21 protein-coding genes are annotated in these 25096 nt (G+C 69.0%); 15 read left to right on the forward strand and 6 right to left on the reverse strand.

The annotated features are described in order from the left end of the window. The first annotated feature begins 18 nt into the window (after nucleotides 1-18). The 6 genes from MJ602_RS00620 to MJ602_RS00645 all read left to right on the forward strand — a co-directional run bounded on the left by MJ602_RS00620 (nucleotide 19) and on the right by MJ602_RS00645 (nucleotide 5886). Nucleotides 19-2964 (forward strand): DNA topoisomerase III, encoded by a 2946-nt coding sequence (locus MJ602_RS00620; protein ID WP_243018991.1) that lies wholly within the window; start codon nucleotides 19-21, stop codon nucleotides 2962-2964. Nucleotides 2965-2967: 3 nt separating this feature from the next. Next, nucleotides 2968-3315 (forward strand): DUF4124 domain-containing protein, encoded by a 348-nt coding sequence (locus MJ602_RS00625; protein ID WP_162014779.1) that lies wholly within the window; start codon nucleotides 2968-2970, stop codon nucleotides 3313-3315. A gap of 90 nt (nucleotides 3316-3405) precedes the next feature. Next, nucleotides 3406-4152 (forward strand): tyrosine-protein phosphatase, encoded by a 747-nt coding sequence (locus tag MJ602_RS00630; RefSeq protein WP_162014778.1) that lies wholly within the window; start codon nucleotides 3406-3408, stop codon nucleotides 4150-4152. A gap of 66 nt (nucleotides 4153-4218) precedes the next feature. Beyond that, complete coding sequence (locus MJ602_RS00635) at nucleotides 4219-4845, forward strand: class I SAM-dependent methyltransferase (protein WP_243018992.1); 627 nt, start codon at nucleotides 4219-4221, stop codon at nucleotides 4843-4845. Then, entirely contained in the window at nucleotides 4842-5597 is a 756-nt protein-coding gene (locus MJ602_RS00640) for a tRNA-uridine aminocarboxypropyltransferase (RefSeq protein ID WP_243018993.1), read from the forward strand. The genes MJ602_RS00635 and MJ602_RS00640 overlap by 4 nt, the downstream gene beginning before the upstream one ends. Before the next feature lie 37 nt (nucleotides 5598-5634). Then, complete coding sequence (locus tag MJ602_RS00645) at nucleotides 5635-5886, forward strand: hypothetical protein (RefSeq protein WP_162014776.1); 252 nt, start codon at nucleotides 5635-5637, stop codon at nucleotides 5884-5886. Between the two features lie 114 nt (nucleotides 5887-6000). Here MJ602_RS00645 and MJ602_RS00650 read toward each other — a convergent pair whose 3' ends face one another. Continuing rightward, nucleotides 6001-7176 carry an Acg family FMN-binding oxidoreductase gene (locus MJ602_RS00650; RefSeq protein WP_243018994.1) on the reverse strand — a complete coding sequence of 392 codons (1176 nt, stop codon included), beginning with the start codon at nucleotides 7174-7176 and terminating at the stop codon, nucleotides 6001-6003. Nucleotides 7177-7178: 2 nt separating this feature from the next. After that, the gene (locus MJ602_RS00655) at nucleotides 7179-8225 is read right to left on the reverse strand and encodes an NAD-dependent epimerase/dehydratase family protein (RefSeq protein ID WP_243018995.1); all 1047 of its coding nucleotides are present in this window, start codon (nucleotides 8223-8225) and stop codon (nucleotides 7179-7181) included. 46 nt (nucleotides 8226-8271) lie between these two features. Between MJ602_RS00655 and MJ602_RS00660 the strand changes: the two genes are divergently transcribed. The 3 genes from MJ602_RS00660 to MJ602_RS00670 all read left to right on the forward strand — a co-directional run bounded on the left by MJ602_RS00660 (nucleotide 8272) and on the right by MJ602_RS00670 (nucleotide 10864). Then, a complete protein-coding gene (locus MJ602_RS00660; protein ID WP_243018996.1) occupies nucleotides 8272-9156 on the forward strand; it encodes a LysR family transcriptional regulator in 885 nt (294 codons plus the stop codon). A 150-nt stretch (nucleotides 9157-9306) separates the two neighbouring features. After that, complete coding sequence (locus MJ602_RS00665) at nucleotides 9307-10350, forward strand: pirin family protein (protein WP_243018997.1); 1044 nt, start codon at nucleotides 9307-9309, stop codon at nucleotides 10348-10350. Between the two features lie 43 nt (nucleotides 10351-10393). Next, nucleotides 10394-10864: an FKBP-type peptidyl-prolyl cis-trans isomerase gene (locus MJ602_RS00670; protein WP_243018998.1), complete on the forward strand. Its 471-nt coding sequence runs from the start codon at nucleotides 10394-10396 to the stop codon at nucleotides 10862-10864. A gap of 59 nt (nucleotides 10865-10923) precedes the next feature. Here the strand turns inward: MJ602_RS00670 and MJ602_RS00675 are convergent, their stop codons facing one another. Both MJ602_RS00675 and MJ602_RS00680 read right to left on the reverse strand, forming a co-directional pair. Continuing rightward, complete coding sequence (locus MJ602_RS00675; RefSeq protein ID WP_243018999.1) at nucleotides 10924-12081, reverse strand: iron-containing alcohol dehydrogenase; 1158 nt, start codon at nucleotides 12079-12081, stop codon at nucleotides 10924-10926. Between the two features lie 111 nt (nucleotides 12082-12192). Then, nucleotides 12193-13107 (reverse strand): gamma-glutamyl-gamma-aminobutyrate hydrolase family protein, encoded by a 915-nt coding sequence (locus MJ602_RS00680; RefSeq protein ID WP_243019000.1) that lies wholly within the window; start codon nucleotides 13105-13107, stop codon nucleotides 12193-12195. Between the two features lie 187 nt (nucleotides 13108-13294). On the opposite strand from MJ602_RS00680, the gene MJ602_RS00685 reads away from it, so the two are divergent. From MJ602_RS00685 to MJ602_RS00705, 4 genes are all read left to right on the forward strand, one after another. Further along, the gene (locus MJ602_RS00685; RefSeq protein ID WP_243019001.1) at nucleotides 13295-16858 is read left to right on the forward strand and encodes a TonB-dependent receptor domain-containing protein; all 3564 of its coding nucleotides are present in this window, start codon (nucleotides 13295-13297) and stop codon (nucleotides 16856-16858) included. Continuing rightward, a complete protein-coding gene (locus tag MJ602_RS16695) occupies nucleotides 16839-18815 on the forward strand; it encodes an adenylate/guanylate cyclase domain-containing protein (RefSeq protein WP_279235520.1) in 1977 nt (658 codons plus the stop codon). The genes MJ602_RS00685 and MJ602_RS16695 overlap by 20 nt, the downstream gene beginning before the upstream one ends. Before the next feature lie 118 nt (nucleotides 18816-18933). Continuing rightward, a complete protein-coding gene (locus MJ602_RS00700; protein WP_162014767.1) occupies nucleotides 18934-19281 on the forward strand; it encodes an HPF/RaiA family ribosome-associated protein in 348 nt (115 codons plus the stop codon). Further along, nucleotides 19278-19496 carry a SlyX family protein gene (locus MJ602_RS00705; protein ID WP_162014766.1) on the forward strand — a complete coding sequence of 73 codons (219 nt, stop codon included), beginning with the start codon at nucleotides 19278-19280 and terminating at the stop codon, nucleotides 19494-19496. The genes MJ602_RS00700 and MJ602_RS00705 overlap by 4 nt, the downstream gene beginning before the upstream one ends. A 233-nt stretch (nucleotides 19497-19729) precedes the next feature. On the opposite strand, the gene gap is transcribed toward MJ602_RS00705, so the two are convergent. Both gap and tkt read right to left on the reverse strand, forming a co-directional pair. Continuing rightward, complete coding sequence (gap, locus tag MJ602_RS00710) at nucleotides 19730-20728, reverse strand: type I glyceraldehyde-3-phosphate dehydrogenase (protein ID WP_162014765.1); 999 nt, start codon at nucleotides 20726-20728, stop codon at nucleotides 19730-19732. 36 nt (nucleotides 20729-20764) lie between these two features. Then, nucleotides 20765-22801: a transketolase gene (gene tkt, locus MJ602_RS00715; RefSeq protein WP_243019002.1), complete on the reverse strand. Its 2037-nt coding sequence runs from the start codon at nucleotides 22799-22801 to the stop codon at nucleotides 20765-20767. A gap of 106 nt (nucleotides 22802-22907) precedes the next feature. On the opposite strand from tkt, the gene MJ602_RS00720 reads away from it, so the two are divergent. Beyond that, entirely contained in the window at nucleotides 22908-23693 is a 786-nt protein-coding gene (locus MJ602_RS00720) for a nucleotidyltransferase family protein (RefSeq protein WP_243019003.1), read from the forward strand. After that, nucleotides 23690-25087, forward strand: coding sequence for an aminopeptidase P N-terminal domain-containing protein (locus tag MJ602_RS00725; RefSeq protein WP_243019004.1), 1398 nt, complete (start codon nucleotides 23690-23692; stop codon nucleotides 25085-25087). Before MJ602_RS00720 ends, MJ602_RS00725 begins: the two co-directional genes overlap by 4 nt. The last annotated feature ends 9 nt before the right edge of the window (nucleotides 25088-25096 follow it).

Below are 25096 nucleotides of genomic sequence, written 5' to 3' on the forward strand. Positions count from 1 at the left end.
CGTTTCGAGAAACCATCCATGAGCAAAACCCTGGTCATCGCAGAAAAACCCTCGGTCGCGCAAGACATCGTGCGCGCCCTTACGCCGGTTGCGGGCAAGTTCGACAAGCACGAAGACCATTTCGAGAACGACCAGTACGTGGTCACCAGTGCCGTGGGCCACCTGGTCGAGATCCAGGCCCCCGAGCAGTACGACGTCAAGCGCGGCAAGTGGAGCTTTGCCCACCTGCCGGTGATTCCGCCGCACTTTGACTTGAAACCCGTGGACAAGACCAAGAGCCGCCTGTCCGCCGTTGTCAAGCAGGCCAAGCGCAAGGACGTGACCCAGCTCATCAACGCCTGCGACGCGGGCCGCGAGGGCGAGCTGATCTTCCGCCTGATCGAGCAGTACGCGGGCGGCGCCAAGGGAGCGCTGGGCAAGCCCGTGCAGCGCCTGTGGCTGCAGAGCATGACGCCGCAGGCCATCCGCGACGGCTTTGAACACCTGCGCAGCGACGCGCAGATGCAAGGCCTGGCCGACGCCGCGCGCAGCCGCAGCGAGGCCGACTGGCTGGTGGGCATCAACGGCACGCGCGCCATGACGGCCTTCAACTCGCAGGGCGGGGGCTTCTTCCTCACCACCGTGGGCCGGGTGCAGACGCCCACACTGTCGCTGGTGGTCGAGCGCGAGGAAAAGATCCGCAAGTTCGTGAGCCGCGACTACTGGGAAATCCACGCCAGCTTCGGCGCCCAGGCGGGCGACTACCCCGGCAAATGGTTCGACCCCCAGTGGAAGAAGGGCGAAGACCCCGAGGCCAAGGCCGACCGCGTGTGGTCGCAGGCCCAGGCCCAGTCCATTGCCGACGCGGTGCGCGGCCAACCCGCCAGCGTCACCGAGGAAAGCAAGCCCACCACGCAGGCCTCGCCCCTGCTGTTCGACCTGACCAGCCTGCAGCGCGAAGCCAACGGCAAGTTCGGTTTCAGCGCCAAGACCACGCTCGCCCTGGCGCAAAGCCTGTACGAGCGCCACAAGGCCCTGACCTACCCGCGTACCGATTCGCGCGCCCTGCCCGAGGACTACTTGGGCGTGGCACGCCAGACCTTTGAAGTGCTGGCCGACTCGGGCATGGCCCACCTGGCACCCTTTGCACGCCAGGCGCTGGAAGGCAACTACGTGCGCCCCAGCAAACGCATCTTCGACAACAGCAAGGTCAGCGACCACTTCGCCATCATCCCCACCACGCAGGCGCCGCACGGCCTGTCCGAGGCCGAGCAAAAGCTCTACGACCTGGTGGTGCGCCGCTTCATGGCGGTGTTCTTCCCGAGCGCCGAATACCAGGTGACCACGCGCATCTCCAAGGTGCAGCAGCACCACTTCAAGACCGAGGGCAAGGTGCTGGTCAAGCCCGGCTGGCTGGCCATTTACGGCAAGGAAGCGGCCGACGAAGTGGAAGGTGCCAAGGACGGCGACAAGGGCCAGAACCTCGTGCCCGTCCAGCCCGGCGAGATGGTGCGCACGGAACAGGCCGAGCCCAAGGGCCTCAAGACCAAGCCCCCGGCACGCTACTCCGAAGCCACGCTGCTGGGCGCCATGGAGAGCGCGGGCAAGCAGATCGACGACGACGAGCTGCGCGAAGCGATGCAGGAAAAAGGCCTGGGCACCCCGGCCACGCGCGCGGCCATCATCGAAGGCCTGCTGACCGAAAAATACATGCTGCGCGAAGGCCGCGAGCTCATCCCCACGGCCAAGGCCTTCCAGCTCATGACGCTGCTGCGCGGCCTGGAGGTGGAGGAACTGTGCCGCGCCGACCTCACGGGCGAGTGGGAATACAAGCTCGCGCAGATGGAAAAGGGCCAGCTCTCGCGCGAGGCCTTTATGCGCGAGATCGCCGCCATGACCGAGCGCATGGTGAAAAAGGCCAAGGAATACGACCGCGACACCATCCCCGGCGACTACGCAACCCTCTCCGCGCCCTGCCCCAACTGCGGCGGCGTGGTGAAGGAAAACTACCGCCGCTACGCCTGCGTCGGCCGGTCGGACGACGCTTCAGGTGCTGGCGCGGGCGGCAACTCCGGCCAGGGCTGCGGCTTCTCGTTCGGCAAATCGCCCGCCGGGCGCACGTTTGAAACGGCAGAGGCCGAGCAGTTGCTGGCGCACAAGCGCATCGGGCCGCTGGAGGGCTTCCGCTCCAAGGCCGGTTGGCCGTTCACGGCCGAGATCACCATCAGCTTCGACGAGGAGTCGAACAACTACAAGCTCGAATTCGACTTCGGCGACGACAAGAACGCAGAGGACACCGGCGAACTGGTGGAGTTTGCCGACGCGTCCCTGGGCGCCTGCCCCATCTGCGGCTCGGCCGTGCACGAGCACGGCAGCAACTACGTCTGCACGCGCGCCGTGCCCACGGCGGCGCAGCCCACGCCGTCCTGCACCTTCAAAAGCGGCAAGGTCATCCTGCAGCAGCCCGTGGAGCGCGCGCAGATGGAAAAGCTCCTTGCCACCGGCAAGACCGACCTGCTCGACAAGTTTGTGAGCATGCGCACGCGCCGCGCGTTCAAGGCCTTCCTGGTCTGGGACAAGGACGCCGGCAAGGTCAACTTCGAGTTCGAGCAGCGCGAAAGCAAGTACCCCCCACGCAAGACCGCTGCCCGCGCCGCTACCAAAACCATAGCTGCCAGCGCAGCAAAGAAGAGCGCTGCAGCCAAAAAAGCCCCGAAAGAGCCCAAAGCCACGGCCCCCAAGGCCCCGCGCAAGAGCGCGCCAGGCAAGGCGCCCAGCGCAGCCCTGGCGGCGGTGATTGGGGCCGAACCGGTGTCGCGCCCCGAGGCGGTCAAGAAGCTGTGGGACTACATCAAGGCCCAGGGCCTGCAAGACCCCAAGGACAAGCGCACCATCCGCCCCGACGCCAAGCTCCAGGCCGTGCTGGGCAAGCCCGAGGTCGGCATGTTCGAGCTGGCCGGTCTGCTGGGGCCGCACCTGGGCTGACCCATGCGCAGCCCGCGTGAACGCGCCCTGTGGACCGCCTTGGCCGTGGCCCTGGCCGCAGCGGCCGGGGCTGCGTGGTGGACCGCCGACCAGTGGCTCCCCCACGCCGGTCCCTGGCTGGAGCGCGCCTGGCGCAGCACCACCCGCCCCGGCCCCGACAGCCTGCCGCCGCAGCACCGGTCTGCCGCAGCCACCGCAAACCCCAGCGCCGACGCCGCCTCGACCCCCGCCACGCAGGCGCGCAAATGCCTGGTCAACGGCCGCACCGTCTATACCGACCAGCCCTGCCCCAGCGGCAGTGCCGAAAAACCGCTCGAAGGGGCACTGACGGTGCTGCCACCGCAGAAGTAGTGCAGCGCGTGGGGAATCGCGCCTGCGCGACATGCAGGCTTCATCCGAGGCCACTATGCTTGGTGATGCATTTCCTGGACGCCTGACCCCATGACCCGCCCCACCCGTTCCATCGCGCTGCAAGGCGCCAGCAACTTCCGCGACCTGGGGGGCTACCCCGGCCTGGGTGGGCGCACGGTGCGCTGGCGGCGGCTGTTCCGCTCCGACCATCTGGCCCGGCTCAGCGCGCAGGACCAGCAGGCGCTGGCCGGGCTGGGCATTGCCCGTGCCGTGGACCTGCGCGGCGAGGCCGAGCGCAACGCCCTGGCCTATGCCCTGCCGGGGGTGCAGTACCACCCGCTCACCATCGAGCCCACGGTGGTGCAACGCATCCAGGAGGTACTGCGCAGCGGCGCAAGCCTGTCACCCCAGGACGCCGCTGGCCTGATGCAGGACACCTACCGCGGCTTCGTGCACGACAACGCCCCGCGCTTTGCCGCGCTGCTGCGGATGTTGGTGGAGCGCGACGACCCGCTGGTCTTCCACTGCACCGCAGGCAAGGACCGCACGGGCTTCGCCGCCGCACTGATCCTGCTGGCCCTGGGCGTGCCGCGCGAGGTGGTGATGCAGGACTACCTGCTCACCAACGCCCTCTACCGCCCGCCCGCCAGCCTGGCCAGCCACACACCGCCCGAGGTCATGCAGGTGCTGTGCGGCGTGCAAGAGGATTTTCTGGACGCCGCACTGCACATGGTGGACGCCCAGTACGGCGGCATCACGCCCTACCTGGAGGACGTGCTGGGGCTGGATGCGGCAGCGCGCAGCGCACTGGCCCAGCGGTATCTGCAGGCGGAGTGATCTGCCAGCGCCCCTGCACCAGGGCGCTGGCGGCGATACTCTGCCCCCACCCCACCGGAACCTGACGTGCACCCCAAGCCCACAGACCACCCCGCACCCACCGTGGCCTTCGACGAGGCCTACTACCAGCGCTACTACTTCGACCCCAAGACCAGCGTGGCCGACCCGCAGCACATCGAGCGGCTGGGCGCCTTCGTGTGCAGCTACCTGCAGTACCTGCGCGTGCCGGTGCGCCGCGTGCTGGACGTGGGCTGCGGCATCGGCCTGTGGCGCGACGTGGTGGCGCGGCATTTTCCGCACGCCAGCTTCCATGGCGTGGAATACAGCGCCTACCTGTGCGAGCGCTTCGGCTGGGAGCGCGGCTCGGTGCTCGACTACCGCGCCAGCGAGCCCTTCGATCTGGTGATCTGCCAGGGCGTGCTGCCCTACCTGAACGCGGCCGACGCGCAGGCGGCCATGCGCAACCTGGCCCGGCTGTGCCGGGGCGCGCTGTACCTGGAGGCCGTCACGCGCGAGGACTGGGAGCAGGACATGGTGGACCAAACGCTCACCGATACGCGCCAGTTCCGCCACCGCGCGCAGATGTACCGCCGCACGCTGGCCGAGGGCTTTACCCAGATGGGCGGCGGCCTGTGGCTGAGCCACCGGGCCGAGGTGCCGCTGTTCGCGCTGGAACACGCGGGCGCGCCGTGACCCTCACCCCATCGCCCCACGCCGTAGCGCGCCTGCGCAGCGAGCGTCTGGCACGCAGCGCCAAGCCGTTCCTAGCCCGGGGTGGGCCGAGCGGCGAGCGCTGTCCGGGTTGCCGCCTGCGGCCCAGCCACTGCCTGTGCGCCCTGCGGCCGCAGGTGCCCACGCGCGCGGGTGTCTGCCTGCTGATGGCCGACACCGAGGCGCTCAAGCCCAGCAACACCGGCTGGCTGGTGGCCGATGTGGTGGCCGACACCTTTGCCTTCGGCTGGACGCGCACCGAGGTGCCCCCCGGCCTGCTGGCCCTGCTGGCCGATCCGCAGTGGCAGCCGTACCTGGTGTTTCCCAGCGACTATGCCGAACCGCAGCGTGTGGTGACCCAGGTGGCGCCCCCGGCACCCTCGGGTGAGGCGCCCGATCGCAAGCCGCTGTTCGTGCTGCTCGACGCCACCTGGGCCGAGGCGCGCCGCATGTTCCGCAAGAGCCCCTACCTCGATACCCTGCCGGTGCTCAGCCTGCAGCCCGAACAGTCGTCGCGCTACCGGCTGCGCCAGTCGGCCGACGCGGCGCACCTGTGCACGCTGGAGGTGGCGGCGCTGTGCCTGGCGCTGGCGGGCGAGGAGCGGGCCGCCCAGGTGATGGAGGCCTACCTCGACGTCTTCACCCACCACTACCTGCAGGCCAAGAACCAGCGGCCGGTGGACCCCGGAGATGCACTGCACCAGCGCCTGCACGGCTTGTGTGGCGTACAGTAGCGCCCCTGCACCCCGCACACCACCAAGGCACCCTCCCATGAGCAAAGAACTGGCCCGACAGCGCGAACTGAACCCGATGGAACTGTGCGAGTCCTGCAAGGGCATCCAGCGCAACTGGCGCAAGGCGCCCGGCCATGCCGAACTGGTGCAGCGCGGCAACCGCAAGGAAGACCGCGAGACGGGCACCGTCACCATCACCCGTTACCAGTGCGACCGCTGCGGCACGGCCTGGGAATACGAAAACGACAAGAACAACCAGCAGGCGGGCTGGTCGGTGGTGGGGCGCTGATCGAGTTTGCTATTGATTCAATAGCTGCTGGCGCTTGATGGAAGGGCGCCACAGCCCGATTTCAATCAAAACTGGCGCATGGGTCGCAGCAGAGGCTGAAAGACTCCCCGTCGCTCAGCCCAACAGGTGCGCCTGCACTCCCCGGCGCGGCGCCGGCCCCACGGGCGGCGCGTAGCCCAGGCGCGCCCACATCTGCACCGCATTACGCCCGGGCGCTGCGCCCAGCAGCGCGTGGATGGCGGCGTAATGGGGCGCCTGCTCGGGGTATTCCTGCAAGGCCTGCTGCAACGGGTGCATGGACAGGCCGTGCGCCGTAGCGGCGAGCTGCGCACGCGCGTAGGCGCGGCCGGCCCGCACCTGGGTGGCGCGGTCGTTGGCCTCGGTCACCATGGCGAAGAAGGCCGGCGTGGCCTCGATCTTGGCGTTGAAGTCCTGCACCTGCTGGGTCACCGCCATGTCGTCGGGGCCGGGCGCGCGGCTGCGGTCGAACAGGCGCAGGGCCGCCAGCAGGCGCGGCAGCGGCTCGTTCACGCTCAGGCCGTCGCGGTGCTGGGCGATCTCGCGCGGGCCCACGCGCAGCACCTTCAACGATTCGAGCATGGTGCGCGGCGTGACCAGCTCCACGCGCCAGGCATCGCGCGCGATGGCGCGGTGCTCCGGCAGGCGTGCATTGCCCGGCAGGGCGAAGTCCACGCGCAGGCCGGGTGCCGCACAGGCCGCCGCGATGGCCTGCACCGCCTGCGGCTCGGGGGCGCGCGGCGCGTAGGCCGAACGGTTGGTGTGGCGCCGGAAGATCTGCGCGAACAGCGGGTCGGGCGGCGCGCTGGCGTCGGGCACCAGCCGCACACGCGCCGTGGCGTGGTGGGTGTGCGGCGGCGCGGGCGGTGTGCGCGGGTCGAACACGCCGTGCGGAAACATCTCCACCTCGGCGCGCAGGCCCTGCTGCAGCGCGGCCAGGTGCAGCAGTTCGAGGAAGGTGCCCTGGCTCATGAGGATCTGGCGCGCGTGCGGGTCGGTCTCGGGCAGCAGGCGCGTGCGGTCGCAGTAGAGCCAGATCTCGCCCGGCGTGTGCAAATCCACCAGCCACGATTGCAGGTTGTGCGAATGCGGCGCCAGGATGGCGTGCGCCAGCAGCCAGCGGCGCACGTCGCCCCCGGGCGGCACGGGCGCGGGCGGCTGCCACGCGGCCAGCGCCTCGGCGGGCAGGGCGGACGAACAGCCCGGCAGCGCGGGCGTGGCGGCAAGCACGGCGGCCCCGCCGAGGATGCGCAGAAAGGGGCGGCGCTGCATGCTCAGGCTCCTGCGGCGATAGGGGTGGTGACGGGCTGCGCGGCGCCGTCCAGCAAGGCCAGGCTGGCACGCAACGCCTCGCGCAGCGGGGTGTGGGTCACAGGACCAGCGTACCGGGCCAGCGCCGTGCCGTCGAGCGCATGCGGCACCTGCCAGAGGTAGCGCATGGCCTGTAGCGAGCGCAGCATGGGCACCACCGGAGTGGCCAGGCGCATCCAGCCCCAGGGCAGGGATTGCACCCGTAGCGCGCCACCGCGCAGCCCACCTTGCTCCTGCGCCCATTCGGCCAGCACCGTCTGCCAGTCGTGGCCGGCAGTGGTGTGACCGGCAAACGGCAGGCAGGGCAACTGCCCCGGCGCGGGGGCGGGCGCGGCGGCCACGCGCACGAAGGCCTGGGCCAGGTCGGGCAGGTAGGCCCAGGCGTGCGGCACGTCCAGCGGGCCGGGCCAGGTCATCACGCCCTGGCGCAGCTTGCGCGCGATCACCAGGTCCAGCCAGGTGCCCTGGCCCGCGCCAAAAAAGTCGCCCGCGCGCACGATGACGGCGCGCAGCCCCTGGGTGGCCACGGCCTGGGCGAGCTGCTGCTCCAGCGCCACGCGCACCGCGCCCAGCGGCGTGCTGGGGCGCTGGGGCGTGTGCGCATCCAGCACGGCGGGCATGCCCGCGCCGAAGTTGTACACATTGCCCGGAAACAGCAGCACGGCGCGCAGCGCCAGCGCGGTGGCGATGGCCTGGTGCAGCAGCGCCGGGGCCTCGGCGCGCCAGGCACTGGCCGTGTAGCGCGCCGGGTTCATGGCGTGGACCACGGCGTCGGCCCCCTCGTCCAGCGCCGCCTGCAGGTCTGCGCCCGGCGCCAGCCATTGCACGCCAGGCAGCGTCGGGGCCTGCGCCACCGCGCCATGCCGCCAGGGTGCGCGCACCCGCCAGCCCGCCGCCGCGAAGGCCAGCGCCACCGCCCGCCCCAGGCGCCCGTTGGCGCCCAGCACCCATACCGTCTTGGCCATGTCCATCTCCATGTGCTCTGTGATGGGCTTGATTGTGGGAACCATCGCGAAGTTACACAATTGCATGAATATCCATAGCAGGATTTCATTCATGAATACCCCGTTCGACTGGAACCTGGTGCGCTCCTTCCTGGCCGTGCTGGAGCACGGCAGTCTGCTGGGCGCGGCGCGCGCCTTGCAGTCCAGCCAGCCCACCATGGGCCGCCACGTCGCCGAGCTGGAGGCGCAACTGGGCACGGTGCTGTTCGAGCGCACCGGCCGGGGCCTGCAGCCCACGGCCACGGCGCTGCGGCTGGCCGAGTCGGCGCGCGCAATGGAGGCCGGCGCGCATGCGCTGGCACGCGGCGTCTCCGGTGCGCAGGCCGGCGCCAGCGGCACGGTGCGCATCAGCGCCAGCCAGCCCGTGGCCTGCCTGCTGCTGCCGCCGCTGCTGCTGCGCATGCGCCAGCAGCTCCCCGACATCCAGGTGGAGCTGGTGGCCAGCAACGAGGTCAGCAACCTGCTGCGCCGCGAGGCCGACATCGCCCTGCGCATGGTGCAGCCCGACCAGTCCAGCCTGGTGGCGCGGCGCATCGGCAGCGTGGCGCTGGGCGCCTACGCGCACCGCGACTACCTGCGCCGCCGGGGCACGCCGCGCCAGCCCACCGACCTGCTGGCGCACGAACTGGTGGGCAACGACCGCAACGAGGACATCCTGCGCGGCTTCGCGGCCCTGGGGCACCCGGTGGGGCGCGAGCAGTTCCAGCTTCGCACCGACGATTTCATCGCCTACTGGCAGGCCGTGCGCGCGGGCCTGGGCATCGGCTTCGTGGCGCAGTACATGGCGCGCACCGACCCCGAGGTACTGCAGGTCCTGCCCCAACTCGCGCTGCCGCAGATCCCCATCTGGCTCACGGTACACCGCGAGATCCGCACCAGCGCGCGCATCCGGGCGGTGTATGACTTTTTGGCCGAGGCGGTGCCGCAGGGGCTGTAGGAACGCTCCTCTTTCAATAGCTGGTGGCGATTATCTGTATTGGCCCTAATGCTGTTTTTGCTCTGAATACACCCATGGAACGCAGTGTTGCGCAGCCAGGGGCTAGTCCTGCGTAGCCAATACCGCTCCAATACACGCAGGAGCACTGCGATGACCACGTCCACACCCATTCTGAACACCCAGGCCCTCGGCCCGCTGTGGCCCACGCTGGACCCTTTCCTGTTCTGCGCCCACCACGATGACGCCTACCCGGCGGGCAACGGCGCATTCGGCCCGGCGTCCCACCTGCTGGGCGGCCGCCAGATCGGCAGTGACTTCAGCCGCCAGGACGGCTGGAGCATGTACCACGGCGACGCGGTGCCGGGCTTTCCGGTGCACCCGCACCGGGGCTTCGAGACCGTGACGCTGGTGCGCAAGGGCCTGATCGACCATGCCGATTCGCTGGGCGCGGCGGCGCGCTTTGGCGGCGGCGATGTGCAGTGGGTGACGGCGGGGCGGGGCATCCAGCATTCCGAGATGTTCCCGCTGCTCGATACCGGCGGGCCGAACCCGCTGGAGCTGTTCCAGATTTGGCTGAACCTGCCCGCGCGCCAGAAGATGGTGGCGCCGCACTTCACCATGCTGTGGAACGAACGCATTCCGCGCCTGGCGCACCGCGACGAGGCCGGCCGCCTGACCACCGTCACCGTGGTGGCCGGGGCCCTGCCCGGCGCCGCCAAGCCACTGGCACCGCCGCCCGAATCCTGGGCCGCGCAGCCGGACGCCGACGTGGCCATCTGGACGCTGCACCTGGCACCCGGCGCCCGGTGGGTGCTGCCCGCCGCGCGCGGCCAGGGCACGCGGCGCATGCTGTACTTCTTTGCGGGCGATGGCCTGCGCATCGGGCCGCAGCACCTCGGCGAGCACGCCGCGCTGGAACTGGTGGCGGGCCAGGACTGGGCGCTGGAAAACACCGGCACCCTGGCCGTGGAATGCCTGCTGCTGCAGGGCCGCCCCATCGGCGAGCCGGTGGCGCAGTACGGCCCATTCGTGATGAACACGCGCGAGGAGATCATGCAGGCCATGCAGGATTACCGCCGCACGGAGTTTGGCGGCTGGCCCTGGCCCGACAGCGCCCCGGTGCATGGCGGCATGCCACGGCGCTTTGCGCGCTACCCCGGCGCGCAGGCCGACACGCTGCCGGGCGGGGGTTGAGGGTCTGAGAGAAAATCCCCGCTTTGCCATCCGAAAGCGCCGCATGAACATCAGCAAAGACTCCGCCGTCACCATCAGCTACAAGGTGACCACGCCCCAGGGCAAGCCGCTGGACGCGGGCAACCTGGCCTACCTGCACGGCGGCTACGAGAACATCTTCCCCAAGGTGGAGGCCGCGCTCGAAGGCCAGGCCGCCGGCTTTGCCACCACCATCGACCTGGCCGTGGAAGACGCCTTTGGCGCGCGCGACGAGTCGCTGGTGCGCACCATCCCCAAGAGCGAGTTCCCGCCCGGCGTGAAGGTGGGCGGCCAGCTACAGGGCGTGGGCAACGACGGCCAGCCCCAGGTGTTCAACGTGGTGAAGATCAAGGGCCCCGAGGTGCACCTGGACGGCAACCACCCGCTGGCCGGCCAGGCGCTGCGTTTTTCCTGCAAGGTGACGGATGTGCGTGCCGCCTCGGCCGAGGAAATCGCCCACCGCCATGTGCATGGCGCCCACGGGCACCACCACTGATTGCTATTGTTTTGATAGCTGCTGGCGCTTGATATTCAAGCGCCAGAGCCATAAAACCCTTAAAGCGCCGCTTCCAGGATGGCGCGGCTGACTTCGGGCGTGATGCTGCGGTGCTCGCCCAGCTTGAGCATGCCGTGCGCCGTGAGCTGCGCCACCACGGCGTCCACCGCCTCGCGCCCCAGGCCGTAGGCAGACAGGCGCGTGGGGATGCCCACGCTCTCGAAAAATGCGCGGGTGTGCGTGATGGCGGCGTCGATGCGCTCGTCCTCGGTGCCGCCGCTGACATGCCAGACGCGCTCGGCGTACTGCAGCAGCTTGTCGCGCTTGGCTACGCGCTGCGACTGCATGAGCGAAGGCAGCACGATGGCCAGCGTGCGCGCGTGGTCGATGCCATACAGAGCCGTCAGCTCGTGGCCGATCATGTGCGTGGCCCAGTCCTGCGGCACGCCCGCACCGATCAGGCCGTTGAGCGCCAGCGTGGCCGTCCACATCAGGTTGGCGCGGTGGTCGTAGTCGGGCGGCTCGGCCAGCGCGCCAGGGGCGATTTCCACCAGGGTCTGCAGCAGGCCTTCGGCAAAGCGGTCCTGCGGGCGTGCCTGCACGGGGTAGGTCAGGTACTGCTCCATGACGTGCACGTAGGCGTCCACCAGGCCGTTGGCGATTTGCGCAGGCGGCAGGGTGTAGGTCTTGGTCGGGTCGAGCACCGAGAACTGCGGAAAGCAGTGCACGCTGGAGAACGACAGCTTGGCCTGCGTGGCCTTGCGCGTGACCACGCCGCCGTTGTTCATCTCCGAGCCCGTGGCGGGCAGCGTAAGCACGCTGGCCAGCGGCAGCGCCCGCTGCACATTGCGCCCGCGCTGCAGCAGGATGTCCCAGGGTTCGCCGTCAAAACAGGCGGCGGCCGCCACGAACTTGGTGCCGTCGATGACGGAGCCGCCACCCACAGCAAGCAGGTAGTCGATGTGCTCGGCGCGCACCTGTTCCACGGCGCGCATCAGCGTTTCGTAGCTGGGGTTGGGCTCGATGCCGCCAAACTCGCTCACGCTGCGCTCGCCCAATGCGGCGCGCACTTCGTCCAGCGTTCCGGTGCGCCGCGCGCTCTCGCCGCCGTACAGCACCAGCACCCGGGCCTGCGCAGGCACCAGGCGCGCCAGGTCGGCCACCTTGCCTTGGCCAAAGACGATGCGGGTGGGGTTGTGGAATTCAAAGTTCAGCATGGGTCGGGCTCCTTGTGGGGCAGCCATGCTAGCGCGGGAGGCCGCCGGGTGGCAGTCGCTGGGCGGACAGCCCCGGCAGGTCACCTGGATAATTTGCTACGAAATTTATAGCTACTTGCGCTTACCCATCAAGCGCCCGATGGTGTTTTCTGCCGTAAACACGTCGCGCAGCAAAGCCTGGCGCAGCAGGCGTGCGGCCCGGTCGCGGATGTGCAGCGGGCTCACGGCCGGGAAGGGCCGGAAGCGCGCCGCGCTGCAGGCACCCAGAAAGTCGTGCAGGAGCGCCGTATCGTCCAGCGTGTGCGAGCCCTGCACATGGAACTCGGGGTGCCACTGCGTGGCCGCGATGTAGCCCTGCCCGCGCAAGGGGCTGCGGCGAATGGCCTCGGGGATGCCGTCGGGGTGGCTGACGGCCTCGACCACAAAACCGGGTGCCAACCGCTTGATACCCTGGTGGTGGATGCTGTTGACCGTCACCCGCCGCTGGCCGGGGTACAGGTGCGCCAGGCGCGAGCCGGGCACCAGGTCGATCTCGTGGAAATGCTGGTCGTAGGTGCGCGCGTTGCGGTGCTGCTGGGCACCGGGGTGTTGGGTCTCGATGTCCTGGTACAGCGCGCCGCCAAACGCCACGTTGATGAGCTGCAGCCCCCGGCACACGCCAAAAATGGGTTTGCCTGCCTGCGCAAAGGCCTCGACCACGGCCAGGTCGTACAGATCGCGCACGCGGTCGCCCAGCCATTCCTCGCGCAGCGGCTCCTCGCCATAGCTGCCCGGCCACACGTCGGCACCGCCGTGCATCACCACACCATCAAGCCACTCGGCATAGTGCGCCAGCGTCACGTCGCCACGCGCCGTCTCCCCCGTGGGGCAGGGCACCATCACCACCATGGCGCCGGCCGACATGATCCAGTGCGCGATCGACTGCTCAACGTACTGCAGCGTCTTGCCGGTGAACAGCGAACGCGAGGGGTCGGCATGCTGAAAGCAGGCCGACAGCCCGATCTTGAGGCGGCGCGGTGCAAACATGCGGCTGTTGTAGCACTGCGCGGGCGCTGCGTCTGTAGGCGCAATCCGTCGGGCGGCCTGTACCGGGCGGACTTCACGGTGCTGTTGCTTTTACGTGCCACCCCTGTATCCAGGTGTCACCGGCCGGTCGCATAATTTCCGCCATCCCCCACCTGGCCCTGCGGCCTGCCCACACCAAGGAAGCTCCATGCCCTTGCCGCCCCTTCGCGCCCGCCCCCTGCTCTGCGCACTGGCCCTGGCGTGGCCCCTGCACACCCTGGCCGCCCTGCCCGCAGGCGCCGCCGCTGAGATCGTGGACCTGCAAGGCGCGGGTGACCAGCGCCCGGCCAGCGCCACGGCCTGGAGCCCAGCGCGCACCGCACAAGCCCTGGCTGCTGGCGACTTTGTGCGTACACGCGAGGCCGCGCGCATGGCCCTGTTGTTTGCCGACCAGACCCAGGTGCGCCTGCACCAGAACACGGTGCTGCAGGTCAAGGCGCTGGCGGCGGCCGGGCAGGGCACCACCACGCTGCGCCTGGAGGCCGGGCGCGCCTGGACGCAAACACGCCGCCCGCCCGGCAGCCCGCTGGAGTTGCAAACCCCCGCCGCCACCGCTGCCATCCGTGGCACCGACTGGCACATCAGCGTGGAGCCTGACGGGCGCACACTGCTCACCGTGCTGTCGGGCACGGTGGAATTTGGCAACCCCCAGGGCACACTGACACTGAACGCCAACGAAGCCGCCTATGCCGAAGTGGGCAAGGCCCCGGTCAAGCTCATGCTGGTGCAGCCGCGCGAGAGCGTGCAGTGGGTCAACGCCCTGCAGCCCGACCCACTGCCCCACCTGGCCGCCGAGCCCCTGCCTGCGGCGCTGGAGCCGGTGCGCGCCGCGCTGGCGGCAGGCCAGATCGACCGCGCGCGCAGCGCCCTGGCCCAGACGCGCGCCCAGGCGCCTGCATCCTGGGGCGCCGCCCTGGAATTGGCTATTGCACTGCAGGCCGGCCAATGGCCGGAAGCACGCGCACTGGCGCAGCAGCAAATGCCCCAGCGCCCCCCCTTGCCGGTGTGGCTCATGCAGTCCGACCTGCTGCTGATGGGCGGCGAAGGCCAGGCCGCCGTGGCCACCCTGCAGGACGCGCTGCAACAGTGGCCCGCCCACCCCGCACTGCTGGCCCAACTGGCCCGCGCGCAGTTGCTGCAGGACCGCGCGGGCGACGCCGCTGCCACGCTCGCCCAGGGCCAGGCACCCCACCCCGAACTGGCGCTCGCCCGTGGCGCCCTGGCCCGCCGCCAGGGCGATGCGCCGAGCACACTGGCCGCCTACACCGAAGCCACCCAACTGGCCCCGCAGGACGCACGCGGCTGGCTGGGCCTGGGCAGCGCGCACACCGAGCGCGAGGACACCGGCCCCGCGCGCCAGCACCTGCAGCAAGCCATTGCGCTGGCACCGCACCTGGCGCAGGCCCAGGGCGAACGCGGCACGCTGGAGACCTTTGCCAACCGATTTACCGACGCCGAAAGCGCCTTCCAGGCTGCGCTGCAGGACCACAGCGCCGACTATGTCGCCCTCACCGGCCTGGGCCTGCTGCGGCTCAAGCAAGGCCAGCCCGAAGCGGCGCTCGACGCCTTTTTGCGCGCAGGCGTGATGGAGCCGCGCTACGCCCGCGCCAAGACCTGGACTGCCGTCGCCTACTACCAGCTCGGGCGCCACCAGGACGCCATCACCACGCTGCACCAGGCTGCCGCACTGGACGACAAGGACCCCGTGCCCCACATGCTGCTGGCGCAGATCCACACCGACCTGTTCCAGCCCGGCGAGGCCGTGGCGGCGGCGCGGGCCGGGGCACAGCGCATGCCCTACCTGCGCTCGCTCAACCAGTTGGCCAACGACCAGAAGGGCAGCGCCAACCTGGGCGCGGCGCTGGCCTTCTTCGGCATGGAAGACTGGGCGCTGGAGCTGGCGCAGCAGAGCTTCTACCCCTACTGGGGCGGCAGCCACCTGTTCCTGGCCGACCGCTACGCGGGTGAGTTCAACAAGAACTCGGCCCTGTACCAGGGCTTTCTCACAGACCCCATGGCCTTTGGCGCCAGCCAGCGCTACGCCTCGCTGTTGCAGCGCCCCGGCAGCCACGGCGCCGTGGGGCTGACGCTGGACCGCGAGTTCTACCGTCTGGCCTCGCCCGCCCTCACGCTCAACGGCATGGACAACCGCCATGTGCCAGTGTCGTGGTTTGTGAAGGCGCAGACGGCGCGGGCGCTGCGCTTTCCGGTGGATGTGGGGGTGGTCAACCGACCCGCGTTTTTCGACGCTTCCGGCACAGCAGACGTGGATGCACAAGTGCTCACCCTGGGACTGGGCGCACAGCCCAGCGAACGGCTGAACCTGTTTGCCTATGCCAACCACTTCAACATCGACCTGCGCGCGCAGAACCTGTTCCGAACCTCACTGGACAAAACCCAAAGCCAGGGCTCGATGGGACTGTCTTACCGCTGGGGTCCCACCGAGCAGACCTGGATCAAACTCGGGCGTAGTTTGGACGATGCGCTGATACGAAACTACCCTGCGCTCTTCACCTTGAATCCGCTGCAAGGCGTTCTGGGACTGGCTTCGCGGCCGCGCAAACAGTTCAACGATCTGCAATTGCGTCACACCATGGATCTCCGCCCCGGCACCCGATGGAGCGCCGCTCTGGAGCATGTGGCCGAGAAGCAGTCCAGCCAAACCCTGGCCGAAGGGCTCATCTCAGCATCCACGCCCGCAGGGGAGTTGCTGTATGCCGATCGCTTGGCGTTTGGCGGCACCAATGCCATCGATCGCCGTTATACCGCCTTCACTTTGGAAGGCAGCCACCGCTACAACCCCATGCTGAACCTGGATGGCGCCTTGGGTTGGCAGCAGATACGCCACCGCGTTCTGGGGGCCAACATCTATGCGCTGGATCTGCTGGGCCAAGTCGATGGCAACATCGCCCAACGCCACGACACCGAACGCGTCTTCACCCCGCGCGCAGGCCTGGTGCTGCAGCCCGCCCCCGGCCACACGCTGCGCCTGGCCTATCAGGACTGGATGCGGCCGCTGAGCACTTCGACCCTCGCGGGCATAGAGACAGCCGGCATCCCCGTGGAAGACCAGTTGCTCGAAGCCGGTGGCCGCCACAAGCGCGCCGTGCTGCAATGGAGCCAGGAATGGGGCGCTTCCACCTTCATCAAGCTGCGCGCCGACCACCTGCGCCTGACCAACCCCGGCACCATCGGCGTGGACCTGCGCACCCCCAGCCTGCCGTTCCTGGAGGAGCTGCGCAACGCCCAGTTGACCAACCTCTCGAGCACCGACCTGCTCGAAGACACGCCCAGCTACGAGGGCGGCACCCTCAAGGTGCTGGCAGGCAGCGTCAACCACATGTTCAGCCGCCAGTGGTCGGGCTACGCCAAGTACCTGTACCAGCACAGCCACAGTGCGTTTGGTGAAGGCGACGAGCGCGTGACCGGGCGCATGATTCCCTACATTCCGCGCCACACCGCCGTGCTGGGCGCCACCTGGGCCAGCAGTGCGCGCTGGTACCTCAGCGGCCGCGCGGTGTACCGATCCGAACGGTTTGAAGACAAGGAAAACCTCACCCGCCGCCCACCGGGCTGGAACCTGGACCTGATGGGCTTCTGGGAATCCACCGACAAGCGCTGGGTGGTAGGCATGGCAGCGCTCAACCTGTGGGGTCCCAAGTCTGCGCGCCAGAAGGCCCGCTTCGTGCTGGATGCGCGCTACCGTTTTTAAGCCGCTCGGCGCGGCGCTGCTGGCCCTGCTGTTGGTGTGGGCCGCCGCGCACAGCCGCCCCTGGCATGCGCTGGAGTTCCGCAGCTTTGACCTGTGGACCACGCTCGCCGCGCCGGGGCGCAGCAGCGTGCCCGTGGCCATCCTGGCGATCGACGAACCCAGCTTTCAGCAACTGGGCCAGGGCTGGCCTTTCCCGCGCAGCCTGCATGCCCGCCTGATCGACCGCCTGCGCGAAGACGGCGCGCGCGCCATTGGCTTTGACGTGGTGTTTGCCGACCCCGCCGCCGACCCGGCGCAGGACGCCGCCCTGGCCCAGGCGGTGGGCCGCGCGGTGGCCGCCGGCATTCCCGTGGTGCTGGCCTCCAGCCGCGAGAAGGTGGACAGCGCCAGCGCCACGCTGTGGACCGAGGTGCTTCCCCTGCAGACCCTGCGCGATGCCGGAGCCCAGCATGGCGACGCCGGGGTGGAGCCGGACGACGACTTCGTGGTGCGCCGCATGCCCCCCAGCGCGGGCCGCTTTGCGGCCACTCTCGCGCAGCACCTGGGCGTCCGCCCAGCGCCCGCGCCCTCCGTAGACGCCGACCGCCTGGTGGCCTACCGGGGCCCGCGCGGCAGCTTTGACACGCGCTCGTACTACCAGGCCCTGGAGCCCGGCCTGCTGCCTGCGGGGTACTTTCGCGGCAAGGTCGTTCTGGTGGGGCGCTCGGCCTTGACGGCCAGCGAACTGCAACACACCCAGGCCGACCTCTTCAACGCCCCCTTTGCCGCACTGGGCGGCGAACGCCTGTTCCCCGGCGTGGAACTGCAGGCCACCCTGCTGGACAACCATGTGACCGGTGCCGCCCTGCGCCCCGTGCCCGAGGGCTGGAGCCTGGCGCTGGTGCTGCTGGCCCTGGCCGTGCTGGTACCGGCCAGCGTGCGCTGGCACCCTGGTACGGTGGCAGGGGTGGCTGCGGGGCTTTCGGGCGCGGTGCTGCTGCTGTCGTGGTGGCTGTTTGTCCAGGCGCGGCTGTGGCTGCCGCCGCTGCTGCCCTTGGCCGCCGTGGTGGCCATCTACGGTGCCACGGCCCTGGTGGCCTACGCCACGGCGCGCCGGCACGCGCGCCAGGTGCGCGCCATGTTTGCACAGTATGTGCCCCCCGAAGTGGTCCAGCGCCTGATTGCCCAGCCCGAACTGTTGCGCCTGGGCGGCGAGACGCGCGAAGTCACGCTGTTGTTCACCGACCTGGCGAACTTCACCACCCTGTCGGAACAACTCAGCGCCGAGCAGACGGTGGAGGTGCTCACGGGCTACTTCAACGCCATGACGCCGCTCATCCACGCCACGGGCGGCACCGTGGACAAGTTCATCGGCGACGCGGTGATGGCCTTCTGGGGCGCGCCCCTGCCCGATGCCCAGCACGCCGAGCATGCCGTGCGCGCGGCCATCGCCATGCAGCAGGCCATGGTGCCGCTGGTGGCCGCGCTGCGCTCGCACGGCCTGCCCAGCATCCACATGCGCATCGGCCTGCACACGGGCCGCGTGGTGGTGGGCAATGTGGGCTCGGAGCAGCGCTTCTCGTACACCGCCATTGGCGACGCGGTGAACCTCGCGGCGCGCCTGGAAGGCGCCAACAAGGCCTTTGGCACCGGCATTCTGGTGTCGGGGGCCACGGCGGCCCAACTGCCCGACGACATCGCACTGCGCCCGCTGGACGATGTGATCGTCAAAGGCAAGTCCGAACCCGTGCGCGTGTTCACGCCCTGCGATGACGCGCAGGTGTGCCAGTTGTCGCACGCCGCGCTGCAGGCCTTCCATGCCCGCGCCTGGGATGAGGCCAGCACCCACCTGCACGCCCTGTTACAGCGCCTGCCGGGCGACACCACCGCGCAGCGGCTGCTGGAACGCCTCCAGGCCGCACGAACGCTGCCGCCTGGGGCAGCTTGGTCGCCTGCAGTGGCACTGGACAAGCTCTGATCCAGACGAACTTCCCCCTCCACTACAAAAATCTCGCCGCAAATCCGGGCATGATGTAGGCGTGGAGACCGCATCACCCCGGTCGCCGCACCGACCCATCGCTCAGAAAGGAGAACCCATGCAAGTACAAGTCCATACCGACAACAAGATCCAGGGCGGAGAGTCGCTGGCCCAGTGGGTACAGCAAGAGGCCGTGTCTCGCCTGGCGCGCTTCAAGGACCAGGTCACCCGCATCGAAGTTTTCCTGTCCGACGTGGACGCAGGCAAATCCGGCGCCAACGACAAGCGCTGCCGCATGGAGGCGCGCCCCGCAGGGCGCCAACCCGTGGGTGTGACGGCCGATGCCGACAAGCTGGCCGATGCCTTCACCGGCGCCATGGAGAAGCTGGCCCGCGCCCTCGACAACGACCTGGGCCGCGTGAAAGACCGCAACGGCCGCGACACCATCCGCACGGCGGAGGAATGAGCGACCCGCACGCCACCGATCAGCGCCTGACCGAGCTGGAGATCAAGGCCAGCTACACCGAGGATCTGCTGGACCAGATGAACCTGGCCCTGTACCGACAACAGCAGCAGATCGACCGGCTGGTGCAGGAGCTGACCCATCTGCGCCAGCAGATGCCCGAGCCCGGTGGCGGCGCGCCGCGCAACCTGCGCGACGAGATTCCGCCGCATTACTAGAGAACATCCCCCTGCGGCGCTGCGCGCCTTCCCCCTTCTCTGGCATCGCTGCGCGCTGCGGAAGGGGGACGCCACCCGCGCGGCGGGGCGGCCCTTGCGCGGTGGCCGCTGGCCTAGGGGCATGCCCGCTTCATGGGCCGCGGATAGTGCAATCACCATGGATCGCGGCATAAAAAAACCGGCCGCCCTCGCGGGCCGGCCGGTTGAATTCCTGAGCGCAGCTCAGGCGCCTATCACTTGGCGATCACGCGCACCATTTCCAGGCACTTGTTCGAGTAGCCCCACTCGTTGTCGTACCAGCTCACGACCTTGATGAAGGTCTTGTCCAGCGCGATACCGGCTTCGGCGTCGAACACCGAGGTGCAGGGCTCGCCACGGAAGTCGGTGGCCACCACCTTGTCTTCGGTGTAACCCAGCACGCCCTTCATGGCGCCTTGCGAGGCGGCCTTCATGGCGGCGCAGATGTCCTTGTAGTCGGCTTCCTTTTCCAGCTCGACGGTCAGGTCCACCACCGACACATCAGAGGTGGGCACACGGAACGACATGCCGGTGAGCTTCTTGTTCAGCTCGGGGATCACCACGCCCACGGCCTTGGCGGCGCCGGTGGAGCTGGGGATGATGTTTTCCAGGATGCCGCGGCCACCGCGCCAGTCCTTGTTGCTCGGGCCGTCCACGGTCTTTTGCGTGGCGGTGGCGGCGTGCACGGTGGTCATCAGGCCGCGCTTGATGCCCCAGTTGTCGTTCAGCACCTTGGCCACGGGGGCCAGGCAGTTGGTGGTGCACGAGGCGTTGGAGACGATGGCCTGGCCAGCGTATTTCTCGTGGTTCACGCCGAACACGAACATGGGCGTGTCGTCCTTGGAGGGCGCGGACATCAGCACCTTCTTGGCGCCGGCGGCCAGGTGCTTCTCGGCGCTGGCCTTGTCCAGGAACAGGCCGGTGGCCTCGATCACCACGTCGGCGCCGACTTCGTTCCACTTCAGGTTGGCGGGGTCGCGCTCTTGCGTCAGGCGAATCTTCTTGCCGTTCACGACCAGGGTGTTGCCCTCGACCGAGACTTCACCCTTGAAACGGCCGTGCACGCTGTCGTATTTCAGCATGTAGGCCAGGTAGTCGGGTTCGAGCAGGTCGTTGATGCCCACGATCTCGATGTCCGAGAAGTTTTGCACCGCAGCGCGAAACACCATGCGGCCGATGCGGCCGAAACCATTGATGCCAACCTTGATAGCCATGTCAGTCTCTTCCTTGCAAAGTTAAAAACAACCCAATCACTTCTTGCCTGCCAGCACGGCGCGCACGGTGGCCGCCACGTTCTCGGCAGTGAAGCCGAAGTGCTTGAACAGCACGCCTGCAGGGGCCGATTCGCCGTAGCGGTCGATGCCGACCACGGCGGCGCAGCCGTACTTCCACCAGAAATCGGTCACGCCCATTTCCACGGCGATGCGCGGCAGCCCTGCGGGCAGCACGGACTTCTTGTACTTGACGTCCTCGCGGTCGAAGCTCGTGGTGCTGGGCATGGAGACCACGCGCACGGCGATCTTTTTCTCGGCCAGTTGCTTTTGCGCGGCCAGGGCCAATTGGACCTCAGAGCCGGTGGCAATGATGACGGCCTGGGCTTTCTTCTTCAGGCCCACGTCCTTGGGCTCGGAGAGCACGTAGGCACCACGCGAGATGTCGCCCAGGTCGCGCTTGGACAGGTAGGGCAGGTTCTGGCGGCTCAGCAGCAGCGCGGTGGGCTGCTCGCGGTTGGACAGGGCCACGCTCCAGGCCACGGCGGTTTCGGCCGTGTCGGCGGGGCGCCAGACGTCCAGGCCGGGGATGATGCGCAGGGCTGCAGCGTGCTCCACCGACTGGTGCGTGGGGCCGTCTTCGCCCAAGCCGATGGAGTCGTGCGTGAAGACATGGATCACGCGCTGCTTCATCAGCGCGGCCATGCGGATGGCGTTGCGGCTGTAGTCGCTGAAGGTGAGGAAGGTGCCGCCGTAGGGGATGAAGCCGCCATGCAGCGCCACGCCGTTCATGATGGCGGCCATGCCGAATTCGCGCACGCCGTAGTTGATGTGGCGGCCACCCACGCCGTTCTCGTTCTTGACCACGTTGCCCTGCAGGTCAAAGCGCAGGTTGGGCGTGCTCTTGGTGTTGGTGAGGTTGGAGCCGGTCAGGTCGGCGCTGCCACCCAGCAGCTCGGGCAGGGCAGCGGTGAAGGCTTCGAGCGCCAGTTGGCTGGCCTTGCGGCTGGCCACGGTCTCGGCCTTGGTGTGGGCACCCACCACGGTATCCACCGCCGTCTGGGCAAAGTGCGCGGGCAGGTCGCCGTTCATGCGGCGCGTGAACTCGGCGGCCAGCTCGGGGTAGGCGGCCTGGTAGGCGGCAAAGCGATCGTTCCAGGCCTGCTCGGCGGCGTGGCCGGTGGCGCGGGCGTTCCAGTCGGCGTACACCTCGTCGGGGATGACGAAGGGTGCATGGCTCCAGCCCAGCGATTCGCGCGAGAGCGCGATTTCATCGGCACCCAGCGGCTCGCCGTGGGCCTTGGCGGTGTTGGCGCGGTTGGGCGAGCCCTTGCCGATGTGCGTCTTGCAAATGACGAGCGAGGGGCGCTCGGTCTGCTTGTGCGCCTCGGCGATGGCGGCAGCCACCTTGTCGGCGTCATGCCCGTCGATGGGGCCGATCACGTTCCAGCCGCTGGCCACGAAGCGCAGCGCCGTGTTGTCGATGAACCAGGGCTGCACGGAGCCGTCGATGCTGATGCCGTTGTCGTCGTACAGCGCGACGAGCTTGTTCAGCTTCCAGGCGCCGGCCAGCGAAATGGCCTCCTGGCTGATGCCCTCCATCAGGCAACCGTCGCCCAGGAAGGCGTAGGTGTGGTGGTCCACCACGGTGTGGCCTTCGCGGTTGAACTCGGCCGCCAGGAGCTTCTCGGCCAGGGCCATGCCCACGGCGTTGGTGATGCCCTGGCCCAGCGGGCCGGTGGTGGTTTCCACGCCGGGGGTGTGGCCCACCTCGGGGTGGCCTGCGGTGCGGCTGCCCATCTGGCGGAAGTTCTGCAGCTCCTGCATGGGCAGGTCGTAGCCCGTGAGGTGCAGCAGCGCGTAGATCAGCATGGAAGCGTGGCCGTTGGACAGCACGAAGCGGTCGCGGTCGAACCACTGGGGGTTGGCCGGGTTGTGCTTGAGGTGCCGCGCCCACAGCCCGACGGCCATGTCCGCCATGCCCATCGGGGCGCCGGGGTGCCCGGAATTGGCTTGTTGAACGGCATCCATTGCGAGTGCGCGGATCGCATTCGCCATTTGTTGAGTGTTGGCCATCGGGGCGGCTCCGGTCGGGAGTGAGGTGGGGGAAAACCCCTGATTTTAGCGGCCTGCCCCAGAGCGCACCGCCCGACCCCGCCAAACCATGCACTACAGTGCCACCATGCTCGCCACCGCACCCTCTAGCCCCCCGCTTGCGCAGCCCCCCGCCCTGCTCCTGGCCGCAGGCCGGGGCGAGCGCATGCGGCCCTTGACCGACACCTGCCCCAAGCCCCTGCTGCGCGTGCGCGGCCAGCCGCTGCTGCAATGGCATTTGCGGGCGCTGCATGCTGCCGGGGTGCGCCGCGCGGTCATCAACACCGCCTGGCTGGGGGAGCAGATCAGCGCGCATTTTCAAGATGCTTTCAGTCCCCAGGGCTTACCGGACAAGCGCAATACGCTATCTATTTTCTACTCGCACGAGGGCCGTGACTTTGGCGGCGCACTGGAAACCGCGGGCGGCATTGCGCGCGCGCTGCCGCAGTTGGGCGATGTGTTCTGGCTCGCGGCGGGCGATGTGTTTGTGCCCGGTTTTGGTTTTGACGCCGCTGCCGCACAGGCCTTTGCGGCCAGCCCCATGCTGGCCCACCTGTGGCTGGTGCCCAACCCGGCGCACAACCCGCGCGGCGACTTCGGCCTGTCGCCCGAAGGGCTGGCGCTGAACCTGCCGCCCGAATCCACCCAGCCGCGCTACACCTACAGCACCATCGCCCTGCTGCGCGCCGCGCTGTTTGCGCCGCCGTGGTGCGATATTCCCCCCGGCAACCCGCAGGGGCTTGCCGCCCCGCTGGCGCCCTTGCTGCGTCGGGCCATGGACAATGGCCGGGTCAGCGCCACGCTCTACACCGGCCCCTGGACCGACGTGGGCACACCGCAGCGCCTGGAAGAACTCAACGCAAGCACGCCATGACCCTGACTGTTCCCCTTTCTGTGTACGCGCAACGCCGCGCGCACCTGGCCGCGCAACTGGGCGATGGCGGCATTGCCATCGTGCCCACGGCGCCCGAGCGCATGCGCAACCGTGACAGCGACTACGCCTACCGCCACGACAGCTACTTCCACTACCTCACCGGCTTTACCGAACCCAACGCCTGGCTGGTGCTCACGGCAGATGGTCGCAGCACGCTGTGGTGCCAGCCCAAGGACATGGAGCGCGAAATCTGGGACGGCTACCGCCTGGGCCCCGAGGCCGCTGTGGCCGCACTGGGGGTGGACGAAGCCTACTCCGTGGCCGAGCTGGACCAGCGCCTGCCCCGCCTGCTGGAGAACCGCGCCTGCGTGTGGTACCCCTTTGCCACGCACAGCGGGCTGGCGGCACGCGTGGAGGGCTGGCTGGCCCCCGTGCGTGCCCGTGTGCGCTACGGCGCGCTGTGCCCCGCGCGCCAGGCCGACCTGTGCTTGCTGCTGGACGAAATGCGCCTGGTGAAAGACGCGCATGAACTGGCCCTGATGCGACACGCGGCCCAGATCAGCGCCCGCGCCCATGTGCGTGCCATGCAGCACTGCGCACAGGCGCTGCGTGCCGGGCAGGAAGTGCGCGAATACCACCTGGAAGCCGAGCTGCTGCACGAATTTCGCCGCTACGGTGCGCAGGCGCCGGCGTACAACTCCATCGTCGCGGCCGGCGCGAACGCCTGCGTGCTGCACTACCGCGCCGACCGCGCGCCGGTGGGCAGCAACGACCTGGTGCTCATCGACGCGGGCTGCGAATACGACGGCTACGCCAGCGACATCACGCGCACCTTCCCCGCCGGTGGGCGCTTCTCAGGTGCGCAGCGTGCGCTGTACGAGCTGGTGCTGGCCAGCCAGGAGGCCGCCGTGGCCGCAACCAAAGCAGGGGCGCGCTTCAATGCCCCCCACGACGCCACCGTGGCGGTGCTGGCGCAGGGGCTGCTGGACCTGGGCCTGCTGGACAAGAACCAGCATGGCAGCGCCCAGGACGTGATCGAGCGCCGCGCCTACTTCCGCTTCTACATGCACCGCACCGGCCACTGGCTGGGCATGGACGTGCACGACTGCGGCAGCTACGTGGAGCCGGGCGAGATCGGCGCGGTGCAGGAACGCAAGGACCCGCTCTCGGGCGAGACCATCAAGGACCGCCCCAGCCGCATCCTGCGCCCCGGCATGGTGCTGACCATCGAGCCGGGCCTGTACGTGCGCGCCGCAGCCGACGTGCCCGAAGCCTTCCACGGCCTGGGCATCCGCATCGAGGACGACGCCGTGGTGCATGCCCACGGCTGCGAGCTGATCACGCGCGGGGTGCCCGTTCAAGCTGACGAGATTGAAGCGCTGATGCGCGGGTAAGACAGCAGC

Origin of the sequence: Simplicispira sedimenti (assembly GCF_022760965.1) — a bacterium.
GTDB classification, from domain to species: Bacteria; Pseudomonadota; Gammaproteobacteria; order Burkholderiales; family Burkholderiaceae_C; genus Simplicispira; species Simplicispira sedimenti.

Bases quoted from the DNA above. Each gene is read 5' to 3' on its own strand.
- MJ602_RS00620 (WP_243018991.1), top strand. From the start codon at position 19: ATGAGCAAAACCCTGGTCATCGCAGAAAAACCCTCGGTCGCGCAAGAC.
- MJ602_RS00625 (WP_162014779.1), top strand. From the start codon at position 2,968: ATGCGCAGCCCGCGTGAACGCGCCCTGTGGACCGCCTTGGCCGTGGCC.
- MJ602_RS00630 (WP_162014778.1), top strand. From the start codon at position 3,406: ATGACCCGCCCCACCCGTTCCATCGCGCTGCAAGGCGCCAGCAACTTC.
- MJ602_RS00645 (WP_162014776.1), top strand. From the start codon at position 5,635: ATGAGCAAAGAACTGGCCCGACAGCGCGAACTGAACCCGATGGAACTG.
- MJ602_RS00650 (WP_243018994.1), bottom strand. From the start codon at position 7,176: ATGCAGCGCCGCCCCTTTCTGCGCATCCTCGGCGGGGCCGCCGTGCTT.
- MJ602_RS00655 (WP_243018995.1), bottom strand. From the start codon at position 8,225: ATGGTTCCCACAATCAAGCCCATCACAGAGCACATGGAGATGGACATG.
- MJ602_RS00660 (WP_243018996.1), top strand. From the start codon at position 8,272: ATGAATACCCCGTTCGACTGGAACCTGGTGCGCTCCTTCCTGGCCGTG.
- MJ602_RS00665 (WP_243018997.1), top strand. From the start codon at position 9,307: ATGACCACGTCCACACCCATTCTGAACACCCAGGCCCTCGGCCCGCTG.
- MJ602_RS00670 (WP_243018998.1), top strand. From the start codon at position 10,394: ATGAACATCAGCAAAGACTCCGCCGTCACCATCAGCTACAAGGTGACC.
- MJ602_RS00675 (WP_243018999.1), bottom strand. From the start codon at position 12,081: ATGCTGAACTTTGAATTCCACAACCCCACCCGCATCGTCTTTGGCCAA.
- MJ602_RS00680 (WP_243019000.1), bottom strand. From the start codon at position 13,107: ATGTTTGCACCGCGCCGCCTCAAGATCGGGCTGTCGGCCTGCTTTCAG.
- MJ602_RS00685 (WP_243019001.1), top strand. From the start codon at position 13,295: ATGCCCTTGCCGCCCCTTCGCGCCCGCCCCCTGCTCTGCGCACTGGCC.
- MJ602_RS16695 (WP_279235520.1), top strand. From the start codon at position 16,839: ATGCGCGCTACCGTTTTTAAGCCGCTCGGCGCGGCGCTGCTGGCCCTG.
- MJ602_RS00700 (WP_162014767.1), top strand. From the start codon at position 18,934: ATGCAAGTACAAGTCCATACCGACAACAAGATCCAGGGCGGAGAGTCG.
- MJ602_RS00705 (WP_162014766.1), top strand. From the start codon at position 19,278: ATGAGCGACCCGCACGCCACCGATCAGCGCCTGACCGAGCTGGAGATC.
- gap (WP_162014765.1), bottom strand. From the start codon at position 20,728: ATGGCTATCAAGGTTGGCATCAATGGTTTCGGCCGCATCGGCCGCATG.
- tkt (WP_243019002.1), bottom strand. From the start codon at position 22,801: ATGGCCAACACTCAACAAATGGCGAATGCGATCCGCGCACTCGCAATG.
- MJ602_RS00720 (WP_243019003.1), top strand. From the start codon at position 22,908: ATGCTCGCCACCGCACCCTCTAGCCCCCCGCTTGCGCAGCCCCCCGCC.
- MJ602_RS00725 (WP_243019004.1), top strand. From the start codon at position 23,690: ATGACCCTGACTGTTCCCCTTTCTGTGTACGCGCAACGCCGCGCGCAC.